At 39.6% G+C, this 17,393-nt stretch carries 12 protein-coding genes; 7 read left to right on the top strand and 5 right to left on the bottom strand.

Features of this window, described 5'->3' with window-relative positions:
* From H9L23_RS18600 to H9L23_RS18570, 7 genes are all read left to right on the top strand, one after another.
* Entirely contained in the window at window positions 1–1,584 is a 1,584-nt protein-coding gene (locus H9L23_RS18600) for a RagB/SusD family nutrient uptake outer membrane protein (protein WP_187591755.1), read from the top strand.
* 95 nt (window positions 1,585–1,679) lie between these two features.
* Window positions 1,680–3,086 carry a glycoside hydrolase family 30 protein gene (locus H9L23_RS18595; protein ID WP_187591754.1) on the top strand — a complete coding sequence of 469 codons (1,407 nt, stop codon included), beginning with the start codon at window positions 1,680–1,682 and terminating at the stop codon, window positions 3,084–3,086.
* Between the two features lie 19 nt (window positions 3,087–3,105).
* Complete coding sequence (locus H9L23_RS18590; protein WP_187591753.1) at window positions 3,106–4,857, top strand: cellulase family glycosylhydrolase; 1,752 nt, start codon at window positions 3,106–3,108, stop codon at window positions 4,855–4,857.
* A gap of 14 nt (window positions 4,858–4,871) precedes the next feature.
* A complete protein-coding gene (locus tag H9L23_RS18585; RefSeq protein ID WP_187591752.1) occupies window positions 4,872–6,068 on the top strand; it encodes a multiheme c-type cytochrome in 1,197 nt (398 codons plus the stop codon).
* 96 nt (window positions 6,069–6,164) lie between these two features.
* Window positions 6,165–8,489, top strand: coding sequence for a TonB-dependent receptor (locus H9L23_RS18580; RefSeq protein WP_187591751.1), 2,325 nt, complete (start codon window positions 6,165–6,167; stop codon window positions 8,487–8,489).
* A gap of 4 nt (window positions 8,490–8,493) precedes the next feature.
* Window positions 8,494–9,303 carry a DUF4249 domain-containing protein gene (locus H9L23_RS18575; protein ID WP_187591750.1) on the top strand — a complete coding sequence of 270 codons (810 nt, stop codon included), beginning with the start codon at window positions 8,494–8,496 and terminating at the stop codon, window positions 9,301–9,303.
* Between the two features lie 60 nt (window positions 9,304–9,363).
* On the top strand, window positions 9,364–10,323 hold the full coding sequence (locus H9L23_RS18570; RefSeq protein WP_187591749.1) for a 2-hydroxyacid dehydrogenase: 960 nt from the start codon (window positions 9,364–9,366) through the stop codon (window positions 10,321–10,323).
* 137 nt (window positions 10,324–10,460) lie between these two features.
* Here H9L23_RS18570 and H9L23_RS18565 read toward each other — a convergent pair whose 3' ends face one another.
* From H9L23_RS18565 to H9L23_RS18545, 5 genes are all read right to left on the bottom strand, one after another.
* Complete coding sequence (locus tag H9L23_RS18565) at window positions 10,461–13,187, bottom strand: alpha-2-macroglobulin family protein (RefSeq protein WP_246474737.1); 2,727 nt, start codon at window positions 13,185–13,187, stop codon at window positions 10,461–10,463.
* Between the two features lie 285 nt (window positions 13,188–13,472).
* Window positions 13,473–14,105 carry a nitroreductase family protein gene (locus H9L23_RS18560; protein WP_025145276.1) on the bottom strand — a complete coding sequence of 211 codons (633 nt, stop codon included), beginning with the start codon at window positions 14,103–14,105 and terminating at the stop codon, window positions 13,473–13,475.
* A gap of 536 nt (window positions 14,106–14,641) precedes the next feature.
* Window positions 14,642–15,754, bottom strand: coding sequence for an endonuclease/exonuclease/phosphatase family protein (locus tag H9L23_RS18555; protein ID WP_187591748.1), 1,113 nt, complete (start codon window positions 15,752–15,754; stop codon window positions 14,642–14,644).
* The gene (locus H9L23_RS18550) at window positions 15,754–16,608 is read right to left on the bottom strand and encodes a rhomboid family protein (RefSeq protein WP_187591747.1); all 855 of its coding nucleotides are present in this window, start codon (window positions 16,606–16,608) and stop codon (window positions 15,754–15,756) included. The genes H9L23_RS18555 and H9L23_RS18550 overlap by 1 nt, the downstream gene beginning before the upstream one ends.
* Entirely contained in the window at window positions 16,601–17,314 is a 714-nt protein-coding gene (locus tag H9L23_RS18545) for a rhomboid family intramembrane serine protease (protein ID WP_187591746.1), read from the bottom strand. Before H9L23_RS18545 ends, H9L23_RS18550 begins: the two co-directional genes overlap by 8 nt.
* Between the last annotated feature and the right edge of the window lie 79 nt (window positions 17,315–17,393).

Raw genomic sequence — 17,393 nt, 5'->3', positions numbered from 1 at the left:
ATGAAAACTAAAATAAAATATATTCTTGCATTGGTAATTGGAGCTCAATTACTGAATTCATGCAAAAAAGATTTAGATGTGAATTTTCAGGAACGTATCCTGGTTGATAATTATTATAAAAGCCCTGCCGATGCCCTTGCGGCATTAATATCGGTTTACGACAGGTTTGGTTATCAGGATGGGGGTTTATATGATAAGGTGGCGATTATGGATGTGGCTGGCGATGATCAGCTTGCTGGTGGTGGTAGTTCTACTGATATCAATGCTCTTCAGGTGATTTCCAACTATACTTTAACCCCTGCAATTGGGCCACAAACTTATCTTTGGAATAAAGGTTATGCCGGTATTTACCGCGCAAATATCCTGCTTTCAAGAATTGATGCAATATCAATGGATGCCACTACAAAAGCACGTTATACTGCAGAGGCGAAAACGTTAAGGGCATTATTCTATTTCGATTTAGTACGGTTCTTCAAAAATATTCCGCTGCTTACGGCAGAAGTTCCTGTGAGTGAAATGTATAATGTAACCCAGGTGCCTCAGGAAGATGTTTATGCTTTTATAGAAAAAGAACTGGTTGCTGCAATTCCGGGGCTGCCAAATACCGTTCCTGCCGCTACAGAAGGTGGTCGTTTAACCAAAGGTGCTGCCCAGGCTTTATTGGGTAAAGTTTATTTGTGGGAGAAAAAATACCAGCTGGCTGCAGATCAGTTTGCCATAGTAAACGGACCGACCCCAGGACAGGCCAATCCTACTTATGGTTATAAATTATTGCCAAACTTTGCCGATTTATGGAAAGTATCCAATAAATTTAACAGTGAATCTATTTTAGAAATCGTACATACAGGTGCATCTTTAGGGAACTGGAATGATGCAGGTGCAACTGAGGGGAATTTATTAAACATCATTACCGGACCACGGGGATATAATCCAAATGCGGCTGCTCCTGATTATTACTCAGGTTATAGCTTCCTGGTATTTACCAAAGCATTTTTTGATTTTATCCATTTCGATCCACGAAACGGTGCAACTGTTGCCAATTTAGATAGTTTGGAGAAAAATTACATCATCGGAAACTATGATGGCAACGGACCTGCAGGTTCGGGTAATAAAAGACCGGGTTATACACCAGGTTATAACAATACCGGTTATTTCCTTGGGAAATTTATTGCCAGACAATCTAACAAAACAACGATTGGAACCAATTTCGATTTAAACTTCTCGCAGGATATTTATGAAATCCGCCTGGCTGATACTTATTTATTAGAAGCAGAATCGATCATGAATGCCACCCCAGGCGCTGTTGGTACAGGAAGCAGGGCCTATCAACTGTTAAACGCAGTTAGGGCAAGGGTAGGTTTAAATCCGGTAGCTGTAACACAGGATAACATTGAGAAAGAAAGACGTTTAGAACTTGCAGGCGAAGGTCATCGCTGGCTGGATCTGATCAGATGGGGTAAAGCGGCCACTGTTTTGGCATCAAAAGGCTTTGTTGCAGGTAAAAATGAGATTTTTCCAATTCCGATCAACGAGTTAAACAATACCAAACTTCTTCAGAGTAAAGAGTGGGGCGGAACAAAATAAATCCTTATCATCTATAACGCTTAACGTTTAATTGTTAACAGGGAGAAAGCTAAATCTTTCTTCCTGTTTTTTTAATCCGAACCATATTTTTACCTATGCCATCTACAAAACCCTTTCAGCTTTTTGTTGCCTGTATTTTTATCTGCTCATCCCTTTCAGCTGTTGCACAAAACCAGGCAGATGTTTGGTTAACCAGGGCCGATCGGTCCGTTTTATTTGCCAAACAGGCTGCGGGTTTAAGTTTTTCTACCGCAAAAAACAATCAGCCAACCATTGTGGTCAATGAAAAGGAAACTTTTCAAAGTATTGACGGGTTTGGTTATGCCTTAACTGGTGGCAGTGCACAGCACATAGTTAAAATGTCGGCACCGGCAAGAGCTGCTTTATTAAAAGAACTGTTTTCTACCGATGGTAATAACATTGGTGTAAGTTATATCCGTTTGAGCATTGGCACTTCAGATTTAAACGAAAAAGTATTTTCTTATAACGACCTTCCCGAAGGTGAAACCGATTTAACACAGGCAAAATTCGATTTAGGCCCCGATAAAACGGACGTCATTCCGGTAATGAAGGAGATCCTTGCGATAAACCCAAAATTGAAAATTATGGGTTCGCCATGGTCTCCTCCCTTATGGATGAAAACCACTTATGATGCCCGTGGAGGCATGTTAAAGCCCGAATATTACGAGGTTTATGCCAAATACTTAGTTCGTTATGTGCAGGAAATGCAAAAACAGGGCATTCCGATTGATGCGATTACTGTTCAGAACGAACCCCTGCACCCGGGCAATAACCCAAGTTTGTTAATGGTTGCACCCGATCAGGCGCTTTTTATAAAGAAATTCTTAGGACCGGCTTTTGCAAAAAACAAGCTTAAAACCAAAATTATCATATACGATCATAATGCCGACAGGCCCGATTATCCGATTACCATTTTAGATGATCCCGAAGCCAAAAAATATATTGATGGATCTGCTTTTCACCTCTACGGCGGTAAAATTGATGCCTTAAGCGATGTGCACAATGTCCATCCCGATAAAAACATTTATTTTTCCGAGCAAATGGTGGTCGAACAGCCAAATTCGGAAAGTATCAACATTGTAAACCCGGTTAGGCGTTTAATTATCGGTGCTACCCGCAACTGGAGCAAAAATGTGTTGGAGTGGAACCTTGCTGCCGATCCTGAAAATAAACCATATACCGATAGGGGAGGCTGTTCCATGTGCCAGGGTGCAATAACCATCGATAAAGATAATTACAGCAGAAACCTGGCCTATTATGCTATTGCACATGCCTCTAAATTTGTGCGCCCTGGTTCGCTACGGATTGCCACAAACGATTTAGCTGAGCTGCCAAACGTGGCTTTTAAAACACCGGAAGGAAAACATGTTTTAATTGTAGCCAACAGCGGCAAAAATAATACTGAATTTAACATCAGCTTGAATGGTAAAACATTGGTTGCCACACTCGATAAAGGATCTGTAGCTACTTATATTTGGTAATCATCTAAAACCTAACCTTATGAATTGTACAAAATCAATCTTATATATTTTTCTGCTCTCTCTCCTTTCATTTTCTGGCTTCAGTCAGGGCTTTTTAAAAGCTGATGGTAAAAAAATAGTGAATGAAAAGGGCGGAAATGTGTTGCTCCGTGGCATTGGTTTAGGTGGCTGGATGCTCCAGGAAGGTTACATGCTAAAAATCAACAAAGAATCGCAGCAGTACAGGATCCGCGAGCGGATAGAAGAATTAATGGGCCCCAAACAAACCCAGGAATTTTACGATGCCTGGCTGGCCAATCATACCCGTAAAATTGATGTCGATTCGATGAAACGCTGGGGCTTTAACTCCATCCGTTTGCCCATACATTACAATTTATATACCCTGCCAGTTGATAAAGAGCCGGTTGCAGGACAGAATACCTGGCTGGAGAAAGGTTTCGCTTTAACCGATAGCCTTTTGGCCTGGTGTAAAGCCAATAAAATGTATTTGATTTTAGATTTACATGCGGCACCCGGCGGACAGGGAAATGATGTGAACATTGCCGACCGCGATCCATCCAAACCATACTTATGGGATAGTAAAGCCAATCAGCAAAAAACCATTGCACTTTGGAAAAAACTGGCCGAACGTTATAAAAACGAGCCATATATTGGTGCTTACGACATTTTGAACGAGCCGAATTATGGTTTCGAAAATCCAACAGAAGATAAAAATGGGACAAAAGAAAAAACGAATGCACCATTACGTAAATTAATGGTCGAAATTACTAAAGCCATCCGCGAAGTTGACCAAAAACACATCATCATCATAGAAGGAAATGGTTGGGGCAATAATTATAATGGTATTTTTCCACTTTGGGATAAAAATATGGTATTGAGTTACCACAAATACTGGAATTATAACGATCAGAAATCAATTGCACACATTATAAAAGCCCGCGATGAACAAAATGTTCCTGTTTGGTTGGGCGAGACAGGAGAAAACTCCAATGTATGGTTTACCGATGCCATCCACCTGTTAGAAAAGAATAATATTGGCTGGTCGTGGTGGCCGTTAAAGAAAATCGGTTCTAATAATCCGATGGAAATTAAATCAAATCCCAATTACGATGCGTTGGTGAGGTACATGAACAATGGCGGAAATAAACCTAAAGACAGCAATGTGTACAGTGGTTTAATGGAACTGGCCATTTATTCGAAACTGGAGAATACCATTATTCACCGCGATGTAATCGATGCCATGATCCGTCAGCCTTTTAGCAACGAAACCAAGCCATTTAAAGCGAATGTAATAAAAGATAAAAGCATTATTTATGCGGTAGATTACGACCTGGGTAAAAACGGTTTTGCTTATTCCGATACGGATACGGCCGATTATCATGTTTCAACCGGAAAAAGGTCGGCTGGAAACCTGGGCAGGATTTACCGCAACGATGGAGTTGATATTGCCAAAGATTCGATCAGTTACGAAAAGTATTATGTAAACCACATCGAAAATGGCGAATGGTTGCAATACACGGTAAATGTTGCGCAAAAAGGAGTTTATACCTTAAAAATTAACGCCGCGGCCGATCATGCTGAGGGCAGGATAACCATTTTAATTGATGATAAAGAAGTGGCAAAGGCTGTTGCTGTTCCGAATACGGGCGATGCAAAGAAGTTTGTGACTTTCGACATCAAAAACATTACTTTAAAGGCTGGTAAACAAAAAATTAAAATACTGGCCGCTACAGGAGGTTATAATTTTAGCTATATTCAGTTCGTAAAATAAAACCAAATATCATCTTGAAAGGCACAAAACGAATCCTGCTTATTTTAGGGGCAATGGCCATTGTCATTATTGTCCTTTCAAGATGTATGAATGTGGCCGATCAGTTACTCAAAGACATCAGGGGTGAAGCCTACACTGGTGCCGCTACCTGTATAAAATGCCATAAAGATTTATCCCAGTCTTATGCCCATAGCTCCCATGGTTTAACCTCTAAACCTGTGGTGGATGCACAGCTATTAAAAGTTTTTGCAGCTGATTCGAACAATTTTTTATTTGATGCACATCAAAAGGTCGTAATCGAAAAGAGAGACAGCGGTATCTTTCAGGTGGCTTACCAGGATGGTAAAGCAGTGCGTGCCCAAAAGTTTGATATCCAGTTCGGTTCGGGCGAAAAGGCTTATACTTACGCTTATTGGCAGGGGAAAAAACTTTATGAACTGCCTTTATCATATTTTTCAGGTATCCGGAACTGGGCCATCAGTCCGGGTTTCCCACGTGACAGATTTTATTACGACAGGGGCATAACCAGTCGCTGTCTCGAATGCCATGGTTCTTATGTAGAAAAAAAGCTGACCCAAAAATCGGCCTTTGTTATGGACGAGGAAATGGAGAAAGGTTCCTTAATTTATGGTATCGATTGCGAGCGCTGCCACGGTCCCGGCAAACAACATGTGGTATTTCATACCGAAAACCCTGAAGAAAAATCAGCAAAATTCATCGCTATTTATAAAAAACTATCCCGTAAACAGAAGATGGATGCCTGTAGTGTGTGTCACTCCGGAAATACCCTGGTTACCCAGAAATCGGTTTTCGGTTTTAAACCGGGCGATAATTTAGATGATTACTATCAGCAGGATTTTGTCGGTTTCGGCGGTGGTAATCCCGATGTACACGGCAACCAGGCCAGCATGTTAATGGGCAGCAACTGTTACCGGAAAAGCGAAACCATGACTTGCCAATCCTGTCACAATACACACGAAAGCATAAAAGGCAACTTAACTATTTATTCGCAGCGCTGCATCAGTTGTCACCAAACTACAAAACACAGCCAGGCCACTCTGGCAAAAGGATCGCTTACCACCAATTGCATCGATTGCCACATGCCTAAAGAGCCCTCAAAACTGATCACTTTTCAGCAGGCCGGTAAAAATGATTTGAGCGCTTACCTGTTGCGCTCACACCATATTGGCATTTATCCCGTTAATAAGTAATAAAACCAAACTTGTATAGAAATTCCCGATTTTCCCTTAAAAGGGCATGGATTTCGTACATTTGGTTTCCATCTTAAAAATTAGATAGTAGCCGATATGCTCATAAAACACTACTTAGCTTTATTCCTCCTTATTTTTTCCGGTACAGCCCTTTTTGCTCAGAACAAATATACCCTTAGTGGTACCATCCGCGATGCGGGCACAGGTGAAACACTGATTGGTGCTACCGTTCGGATTTCAGGTGCCTCTACTGCAGCAACCCTCACCAATAATTATGGCTATTTTGCTTTGACACAGGTTGAAGGCACTTATACGGTAGCCATAAGTTACACGGGGTATGCTTCTGTGGTGAAAACGATTAATTTAACAAAAGACACCAAATTAAACGAAGAGTTAAAAAGTGCAAACGATCTTGCTGAAGTAACCGTAAATGCCAATAACCGTAAAAATGAAAATGTAAAAAGTGCACAGATGGGGCTGGAGAAAATCGATATGAAATCGCTCAACTCTATCCCGGTATTATTGGGCGAAAAAGACATTTTAAAAACCATCCAGTTATTGCCTGGCGTAAAATCGGGTGGCGAAGGAAATACCGGCTTTTATGTTCGTGGTGGTGCTGCCGATCAGAACCTGATTATTCTGGATGAAGCTGTGGTGTACAACTCATCACACTTATTGGGCTTTTTCTCTACTTTTAATGCCGACGCGATTAAGGATGTTAGCTTGTATAAAGGTGGGATGCCTGCACAATATGGCGGTCGCTTATCCTCTGTCTTAGATGTTAAAATGGATGATGGTAACAATAAAGAATTCAAATTTCAGGGCGGAATCGGACTGATTGCTTCGCGCATTAAGGCCGAAGGACCGATTGTAAAAGACAGGGGTTCGTTTATGGTGAGCTTCCGGCGGACGTATATCGACCTGTTTTTACGTTCTTCGCCAGACTCATCGGTAAATGGTAGTACGCTGAATTTTTATGACATCAACGCTAAAGCGAATTACAAAATCAACGATAGGAATACCATTTACATCTCGGGTTATTTTGGTAAAGATAATATCGGGGTTAAAGACCTTTTTGAAAACAACTGGGGCAATGTAACCACCACCATCCGCTTAAATCATATTTTTAGCGACCGTTTGTTTTCGAATACCTCCTTAATTTACAACAACTACAATTATACGGTACGTTTATTAAACGATGCTACAAATTTTAAGGCGACATCTTTGGTCCGCGATTTTAATTTTAAAGAAGATTTTCAGTATTTCAGCAATAAACATACCCTTAGGTTCGGGTTAAATGCGACACAACACCGCATTTCTCCTATTGATATTGATAGCGATGAAGCTTCGCAGGTAAATTCGCTAACACAGGAAAGGCGATACGGTATAGAATCTGCAGCTTATATTTCTGACGAATGGGCGGTTAACGAACATCTGAACTTTTTGTATGGTGTGCGTTTGGCTGCTTTCTCGTTAATGGGGCCGGGTAATTTCAGTACCTATGATGCCAATGGGGATATTGTTTCAACAGCAAACGTAGCCAGGGGGAAATTTTATAAAAACTATTTGAACCTCGAGCCGCGTTTCTCGGTAAGCTACCTGTTTAACGAACAAAACTCAATCAAAGCCTCGTATAACCGCAATACACAAAATGTACACATTTTAACAAACGCTACTTCCAGTTCGCCAACTGATCAGTATGTGTTAAGCAGCAACAACATTAAGCCTGAAATTGCCGATCAGGTTGCTTTGGGTTATTTTAAAAATATCGAAGATAATAATTACGAACTTTCGGGGGAGATTTATTACAAATGGCTGCAAAATCAGATCGATTATAAAAATGCGGCAGAACTTTTGGCCAATTCGAATATAGAATCTGAATTATTATATGGTGTAGGCCGTGCCTATGGAATGGAGCTGTTTTTTAAGAAGAAATTTGGTAAACTGAACGGTTGGGTGGGTTATACCTTATCGCGCACAGAACGTAAATTTACTGAGCTGAATAACGGAAAGTATTTCCCTGCAAGGCAAGACCGTACGCATGATGTTTCGGTAGTGGGCATTTACAACATGACCAAGCGCTGGACATTCTCTTCGAGTTTTATTTATAGCACGGGTAATGCGGTAACTTATCCGGCAGGGAAATATAGCATTGGCGGACAAATGGCTTATTATTATACCCAAAGAAATGCCGGACGTATGCCTTACAACATGCGTTTAGATGTGAGCGCCACCTTAGAGGGGAAACCTGGAAGGAAATACCAATCGAGCTGGAATTTCGGGATTTACAATTTGTTGGCACGAAAAAATCCTTACTCGATTGAGTTCATCACTGATCCCAACGATCCAACTAAAACAGCTGCTCAGCAAACCTCTTTGTTTGGCCTTATTCCATCAATTACCTGGAACTTTAAATTTTAACGCAATGAAAAAACTGATTATATCCCTTTCACTTTTCACTTTTTGTTTTGCCGGCTGCAAGAAAATTATTGCTATCGATACCGAGAATGCCGATCCCCAGATCGTAATTGAGGGAAAAATTAATGATCAACTGATCGATCAGCAAATTAAGATCAGCAAAACGATTGGTTATACCGAAGCCAATGTTTTTCCGGGTGTTTCGGGAGCTAGTGTTACCGTAACCGATAATAAGGGAAACACTTATGTTTTTAAAGAAGGTGCAATACCAGGAACTTATATCAATAAAATGAAAGGTGTACCGGGTGTTACTTATAGCTTAAGCGTTAACGCCGAAGGTCAAACTTACACCGCCAATTCGAAAATGCCCAATGTGGTTAAAATGGATTCGATCGGTGTGATTAAAAACTTTTTCTTTGGTAGAGAGCGTAAAACCGCTGCTGTATTTTTAAAAGATCCGGCTAACGAAACCAATTTTTATCACTTTAATTTATACGTGAACGATGTATTGTCAGAACGTTTTTATGTAAATAATGATCGGTTAACGAATGGCAACGACCTTAGGCTTCAGTTGTTTTTTAAACCGCCTACCAATGATCACGACAGTGACGAACTGAACGCTAACGATAAGATCAGGATAGAAATGGAGTGTATTGATTCGAATATCTTCGATTACTGGTATGCTTTAAGTCAGCAATCTAACCGCGGACCAAACCAGGGTACTACACCTGCTAATCCAACTTCTAACATTTCGAATGAGGCACTTGGTTATTTTAGCGCCAATACGTATGAGATGCTATCAGCAACTGTAAAATAATGCTTTACAGGTCAATTCCCACTATCCAAAACACCTTAAAAGTTTTATTGTTAAATAAACATGAAAGTATTTATAAGTGGCAACATTGCTCCGGTTGGATTAAAAGAACTGGAAGAAAACAATATTTCTATTACTCAATGGAAGGAAAACCGGCAGATTACACCTGAAGAACTGATTAAGGCCTGCCAGGATAAGGATGCTTTTATTAGTGTAGGTCCGAATAAAATTAATGCTGAATTTCTGAAAGCCTGTAGTCATTTAAAGGTGATTGCGCTACATTCTGTAGGTTATGATAATGTTGATGTAGCGGCAGCAAAAGAGTTGAATATCCCTATCGGCAATACTCCTGGGGTGTTGAGTGGTGCTACCGCCGATACTGCTTTTTTATTGATGCTGGCTGTTTCGAGAAAGGCCTTCTACTCGCATAAGAAAATTATTAAAGGCGAATGGAAAAAATATGAACCTGCACCCGAATTGGGCATTGAATTAAATGGCAAAACCCTTGGTATTTTTGGCCTTGGCAAAATTGGTTTAGAGATGGCCAAAAAATGTATCGGAGCTTATAATATGTCGGTAATTTACCATAACCGTTCTCGTAACGAAGAGGCTGAGAAAGCATTAGGCGCCAAATATGTATCTTTTGAAGAACTTTTGGTACAAAGTGATGTGCTTTCTGTCCATACCGCGCTCACCCCAGAAACCAAAAATAAATTTACACTCGGGGTGTTTAAACAGATGAAAACCAATTCCATTTTCATCAACACCGCTAGAGGAGGGATCCACAACGAAAAAGACCTGACCAAAGCCTTAGAAGAAAAAATAATCTGGGGAGCTGGCCTGGATGTAACCAATCCAGAACCGATGGATAAGGAAAATCCCTTACTGTCGATGGAAAATGTTGCTGTTCTGCCGCATATCGGCTCTGCTACCGAAGAAACCCGGGCAGCCATGGCACAGATTATCATAAAGAATATTGTTGCGGGCCTGAAAGGGGAGAAGCTACCGTTTGAAGTGAAGTAAGATGGCGAGAATACAAGTTATCTAGTTGGTTAATGGTTGATGGTTCATAGTATGATATTGACCATAAACTATCAAACTATGAAATATTGGCTATTAACTATCAAACTATGAACCATCAACCTTTAAATTCCTTTCCCTTATTTTACGAGATATTTCAACACCGATCTTCCTAAATTTCCGTTGGCATCAATACCTTCAATAATTACTTTATACTGGCCTTTGCCATCTGCGTTATAATATTCGAAAGAAGCATTTCCTGTGGCATCTGTTACTACTTTAGGATTCCAGTAAATGGTTGTTCTTAAATCGTTGCGGTTCATGCTTGCAGGCACATCGTATTTAGGCGAATAGAACTGTTTTTCTTTGTTGTAACCCTGTGGTGAGAATGTTAACTCGTAATATTTAGGCAGCATATCCATTAACTGCGCTTTCGAAATTTTAGTACCTTTTGGTGCTTTCTTCTGGTTAAATACAATTACCCCGTTTACATTGTTAGCACGGTTTACCAGGCCTAATTCATCCCTTAAAAATACCTCAACCGATTCGATCTGGTTGGCATCAAGTGTATTGATCTGGTTTACATCAACGTTCATTCCATTGATAAAGATACCCATCGGGATTTTTTTACCCTGGTTATAATCTCTGCTCACATAAAAGTTGTTATCAGCAAAAGTAACGCCGGCCAGCATGCCTTGTAAACAGTTAATTAAAAGTCCGCAGCCTTTTAAACGATCACCGCTGATTTCGTGATCGGCCATTTGGCTTAGGCCTGTTAATGCAGGGTAATCTTTATGACTAACTTTTGGTACCACTGCCGCTTTAATGGTTATATCTTTTAAAGTGTGTAAATAAGCATATTGTCTTTTGCTGTTATCCAGGTAACTGGTTAAAGCACTATCGATATTTAAAACCTCTTCAGCAGCGCTAAAGTTTCTGGTTAATGTAGGAACTGGCGCACCATTTAAGCTCAAAGTCATGTTTTTATAATTCACATTATATTTAGCCGTAATGGTCACTTTTGAAGAATCGTTAAATACCAGGTTCGGGAATTTAAAATTCCCAACAGGATCGGTCGTACCTTCCAAATTGAAACGTTTATCAGGAATACTCAGTAATAAAGCACCTTTCCTCACCGGAATACCATTATTCTGACGTAAAATCCCTGAAATTTCGATGCCTTGTTCTGGCAGGAAATCAATTTTAGGCAGTTTATTGGCAATAATATCAGTGTATTTAAAGCTGCGGTATCCCTGGGTAAGCAATAACACATCTAAATCGGCATTTTTCTTCGCGTCTGGTGCATTAAAATAATAGTTTGCCTTTTCAATATAACCTTTAACATCGCTGCTTAACAACAAACCTGTTAAAATGGTACTGGTGGCATCCTCGCTTGATGGAACTTTGGTTTCATCAACAACCGCTACAGAAAAACTGCCCTCAACAGGAGCGCCGTCTTTTTTGGCAGCTACATTTATTTTTACCTTTTTCTTAACTCCATAAGTAGTTGCCGCAGTGCTTAGGTTAACGGCCATCGTATTTTTTTGCTGTACAAAAACCAATCTTTCGCTTAAGGGTTTACCAAACTCGTTAAACAGGGTAAACTGGGCAATCCCGTTAGGGAATTTTGATTTAAGAACAGTGGTATTATATTCCTTATTTGATAAAGCTGTTTGCGCACCATAACAAATTACACCCTTGCTCTGTGCAATTAAATAAAGTTTTTTGCCCTGGTTTTGCTCAAAAAAAGCATCATTCGCCGAAATTTTTATCGCGATATTATCTGCGCTGCTGTTGTCGATATTTACGGCAACGCCATTTGCTGCAACAGCGGGTAAATTATAAGTCTGGCTGGTACCATCGGCATAAGTAACTGCGGCTTTATAGGTTTTTCCGGTTTCGGCAGCTAAATTGAAACTACCCATGCCCAAATGCTGGGCGGTAAAGGTGGCTACTGTTTTGCCATCATTGTCGGTAACGGTTCCTTTAGAGCTGATGCCCAAACCATCGCTTTTAATGGCTTTAAAAGCAACTTTGTTGGTTAAACCGGCAATTAAACTCCCACCTTCAGGAAAAAATTGAAAATCTTTACTCAGAATGGCATTTTTTAGCGGGAAAGTGCTGTTGGCTACATCCTTATCAGTGGTATTGATAGCGGTAATCAACTGTCCTTTTTGTAATTGGTATTCCGCTTTTTGGGCATTGCTCATGGCGATGGTTAAATAACCGTTGGCATCAGTTGTGCCCCTGCCTTTGGCAATTACGGTATAACTGGTAATTACCTGCCAGCTTACATTTCTATTGGCGTAGGGTTTATTATTGGCATCTTTAAACTGTACCCTTGCATCAATTTTTTCTAATTTATCAGTAGAAGTATTTTTATAGGTAATGTGGGTTTTTACTTCTTTATCTATCGCTTCGCCCACATAAAAAGTTTTGTTAAAATAGGCAGGATCGTCGTTGTTAAGCATCCACAAGGTATAGGCCCTGATGTGGTAATTGCCTTGTTTGTAATTTACCTGATCTAAAGGGAAGCTACCATAGGCGAAACCACCTGCAATCGGTAATTTTAGGGTTTGAATGAGGGAATCATTCTGGTTGATTACGTCTACATAAATGATTTTACTAATCCCTGATAAGAAATTCTGGTTTTCGGTAACGTAGGCTTTAAACCAAACAGTATCGGCCACAGCATAATAAGGTTTATCAAAATGAAGGTAAATTTTTTCTGCAGGGTAATCGGCTAAAACCTTATTGGTTTTGCTAATAATGGTATTTATACTTACTGTATCGGTTTGGGCCGACGAAGAGAAACTGAGCGCTGATAAAAGAGAAAGTATAATAAAAGATAATCTAAAAATCTTCATGGATGGGTTATTAAATGCTAAGCCCGTAAATATATCCAATTATAAAGAGAGCGCCTAAATTGTAGGGAGGTTTAACATTTTTTTACAAAATTATTGGTTCATTGGTCATTGGTAACTGCCAACTGAAAACTGAGAATTGATTCATTGGGTTAATTGTTTAAATTGGTTAATCGGTTAATTGTTGCATAACCCTAAATTCCAAACGCCATACGCTCAACGCCACTCGCATAAAACAAAACAAGCCGCTAAAAAGCGGCCCGTTTTAAATATAATGGTGTTTGCCTGTTATTTAAATTCGATTAAAAATTCTTCTTTAGGTGAACGTACCTTTTTAAGGTTTACCAACCAATCGCCGGCTTCATCCCTGTTTCCTAACGGCAATAGGGTTACGCTTTTTAAACCTTTTTTATCTAAACCTAAAAGTTCATCTAATGCCGGACCGTTAAAGCCTTCCATTGGCGTAGCATCAACTTTTAACAAAGCAGCTTCTGCAATGGCAATACCGAAACCAATATAAGCCTGACGGGCAGCATGGTTAAAGTTTTCTTCAGCAGTTCTCGATAAGATCATGCCTTTTAATTGTGTTTTGTAGGCATCGGTTGCATCTAATGGTAAGCCGCGCTCAGTATTCATTCTGTTAAAAACAGCATCAATTCCTTCTTCTGTATAGTTTTCGTTTGCTGCGAAAATCAATAGGTGAGAAGAATCAATTACCTGTGATTGATTAAAAGCAATCGGTGCAATTTTTTCTTTTAATTCCTGGTTGGTTACCACAATTACTTTAAAAGGCTGTAAACCTGATGAAGTTGGTGCTAAATGTGCAGCAGCAATGATTTTATCAACCTTTTCTTGTTCAACAGGCTGACCATTCATTTTCTTAACGGCATAACGCCAGTTTAGGGCATCTATTAAGCTCATATTTTTGGAGATTTTTTTTAAAATTTATGAAGCAAATATGCAGATAAGCTTTAAGGCTAGTGTTGATGTATGGTAAGAAAATAAAATTAGCGGTTCCGTCGACTTCAGTCGACGGAAAAGATTGAGTTAACTTCATTATAGCAGTTAACTTCGGTCAACGGAGGAATAAAATGCGAAATAGAAAAGGAATTAGGAAATGATTGGCCTGTGGTTTCTGGCAGTTTAAAGCCCCGCTTTCGCTTATAGTCCTCGCTACGCTCCGGGCTATTCCGCTCAATCGGGTTTATGAACAAGGGTTCTGCACCCTGCAAACCCAAAAATGGAATGCGGTTTTGGCCCTTTAGCCCCGGTTGAAGCGTTACCCTGCAGCGACGAGGTACGAGGAAGCGAAGCGTAAAAGCAAAAAACGGGAAGGAACTTAATGTTTTTGTACAGGATTTGCGCTCCAAATAAAAAAGAGGTTAGCTACAAGTTAAAGCGGTCTTAGCCTTAGCCGTTAACTTCGGTCAACCGGAATATTAAAATTTTTTAAGAAATTAAGGCACAAACCTTAAATCGCTGCGCACCGGAAAATGGTCGGATAATTTGGCCTGGGTAATTTTGTAATTCAGCACCTCTAATTCTTTAGAAGTAGCAATATAATCGATCTGAAAATTGGGGAACTTGCCATTATAGGTTTTACCAAAACCATTCCCTTTTTTTATAAAACTATTGTTCAAACCAGCGGTAATCTGGGTAACCACATAAGATGCAGGGGTATCGTTAAAATCGCCCGCAATGAGGTAAGGCGTTTTACAGGTAGACATTTCCTTTTTCATAATATCAACCTGACCGCTACGTTTCAAAAAAGCATTTTTTAACATGCTTAAAATCCTTTTGGATGGTTGTAGCTGGGTATTCATTTCCTTTACCTTATCCAGGTATTCATAATCCTGTTTTTCAAAAGAAATAGATTGGAAATGAACGTTGTATATCCTAAGGGTTTTGCCCTTAATGTTTAAATCGGCATAAATGCTCATATTGCCCGCAAGCCCCTCCATAAAAGGGATCTTACCAGAGTTTTTAATCGGGAATTTAGAAAATATGGCCAAACCAGTGGCTTCGTAGTCATTCTTGTTGGTTGGAACGAAATAATAATATTTGGTGTTCAGCAATGCTTTTAAGCTATCAACCGTATCGAATGCACCTTTATAACGTGTAAAAAACTCCTGAAAGCAGATAATATCAGGATTTTGATCTTTTACTACCTGAAGCATTTTTTCCTTTACCGATTCGGTATTGTCTTCGCCGTAAAGTTTAAAACTATGTACATTATAGGTCATCATCCTGATGCTGTTCTCGGCCTTTTCAACCGGGCCTTCATCACCACCGATGGCAAAGGTTGCCTTTAACGTTTTACCTCCGACAGCAATAACCAGAATAGTAGCGATTGCGAAAATCCATTTTTTGCTTAAAAACCACCAGATCAGAAAAATAATATTGCCGAATAGCACGAAAGGGTAGGCCAGGCCAAAAAAAGCAATCAACGCATGTTTACGTGGGTCCATGTTCCCGGCAAGCACGCCCAAAAGTAAGGCTACAGCCAGTGCCACTGCGATTGGCAGGAGGAGTTTATCCAGAAAACTGTACTTCTTCTTTTTTGTAGCCATTAATCTTTACTTGCCTTAAACAGTTTTTCTTTTTCTACAGCGGTTAACATATCATATCCAGAAGTAGATATTTTATCTAAAATGGCATCAATTTCCTGTTGAGAAACACCACCTTTAAACTCTGGCTTTTTTACCGGTTTTTCGTTGCGTACTACTTTTAGTTTTGGTTTGCGCTCAAAAAGCTTGCTCCAGTCGCTTCCGCTTTGCAAGCGTTTAATAAAAACAAAACCGATCAGGGCACCACCAATATGCGCTAAACTTCCACCTGCATTTACCGAACCGATGGCTAGAAAATCGAGAACAAAATAAACAATGGCGATCCATTTAATTTTAACTTCCCCAAAAATGAAAAGCATAATGGTATAATTGGGAACCAACGTTGCCGCAGCAAAAATGATGGCCATTACCGCAGCAGAGGCGCCAACAATAGTTACACCGGCTAATCCACCTGCATATACCGGGAATATATTCAAGATGGCCACTGCAAATAAACCACCAAATAATCCACCGGCCAGATACACAAAATGGAACTGTCTGCTTTTTAAGAAATTCATGAATATACTGCCAAACCAATATAAACCAAGCATATTGAACAGGATATGAAGAATCCCGTCATGAATAAACATGTAGGTAAATACCGTGTAAAAACGTTCTGGTAATTTAGAAATGCTTGCAGGTAAACCTACATACTCCCTAACTAACGGACTGATTAAATCTCCTTTGCCACTTAGCCAGCTAAATACACCAATAACAGCGATAATAAGAAACAACAGCACATTAATGCCAATGTAAAAGAATATTGGGTTGCCAGATTGAAAAACCTTGTATTTTAAATCTTTGACAGTATTATTCATAGAGTGTATAAAATGTATCGTTTTTATCTTTCCATAATTTAACGAGTATAAAGCCGATTAAAGCACCACCCAGGTGGGCGTAATGTGCAACAGAATCGCCCTGGAACTTTCCTACTCCTAAAACCAGTTCAACCAGAATATAAATTGGAATAATATACTTCGCCTTTACCGGAATCGGAATAAACATAATCATTAATTCAGCATTAGGATAAAGCATTCCAAAACCTACCAGTAAGCCAAAAATTGCACCCGAAGCACCAAGCATTGGGCCAAAGTAAATTTCACTTAAAAGATCTCTTTCTGCAGGTGTTCTTGGTTGATAGGTTGATATATCAGAAATGATGTGCCCGGCTACATGATATACCTCGTAAGATTGAACAGCCCATTGCAGTGCCAATGCACCAAGGCCCGTTACGAAATAGAATATAATAAATTTTTTGGCTCCCCAACGCTGTTCTAAAATGCTGCCGAAACTGTAAAGTGCAAACATGTTGAATATGATGTGGAAATAATCAACAGGACTATGCATAAACATATAAGTAATGGGCTGCCAAATTTTAAAACTAGGCGAGTTAAAATAATAAACCGCAAACCACTCTACAAAAGGATATCCATCATTAGGTCTGAATACTAAAGTACCGATAAAAAATAAGACGTTAATAATCAGTAGGTTTTTTACTACTGGTGGAATATGTATGTTATTCATTTATTTTTAAAATCGGTTAATTGCAAATTGTTCATTGGGTTAACTGGTTAATTGTTTAAATCGGTTAATTGTTCATAAC

It is taken from the genome of Pedobacter roseus (genome assembly GCF_014395225.1).
GTDB classification, from domain to species: domain Bacteria; phylum Bacteroidota; class Bacteroidia; order Sphingobacteriales; family Sphingobacteriaceae; genus Pedobacter; species Pedobacter roseus.
The sequence above is the reverse complement of the archived record's forward strand: the minus strand, read 5'-3'. Positions and strand labels throughout refer to the sequence as shown.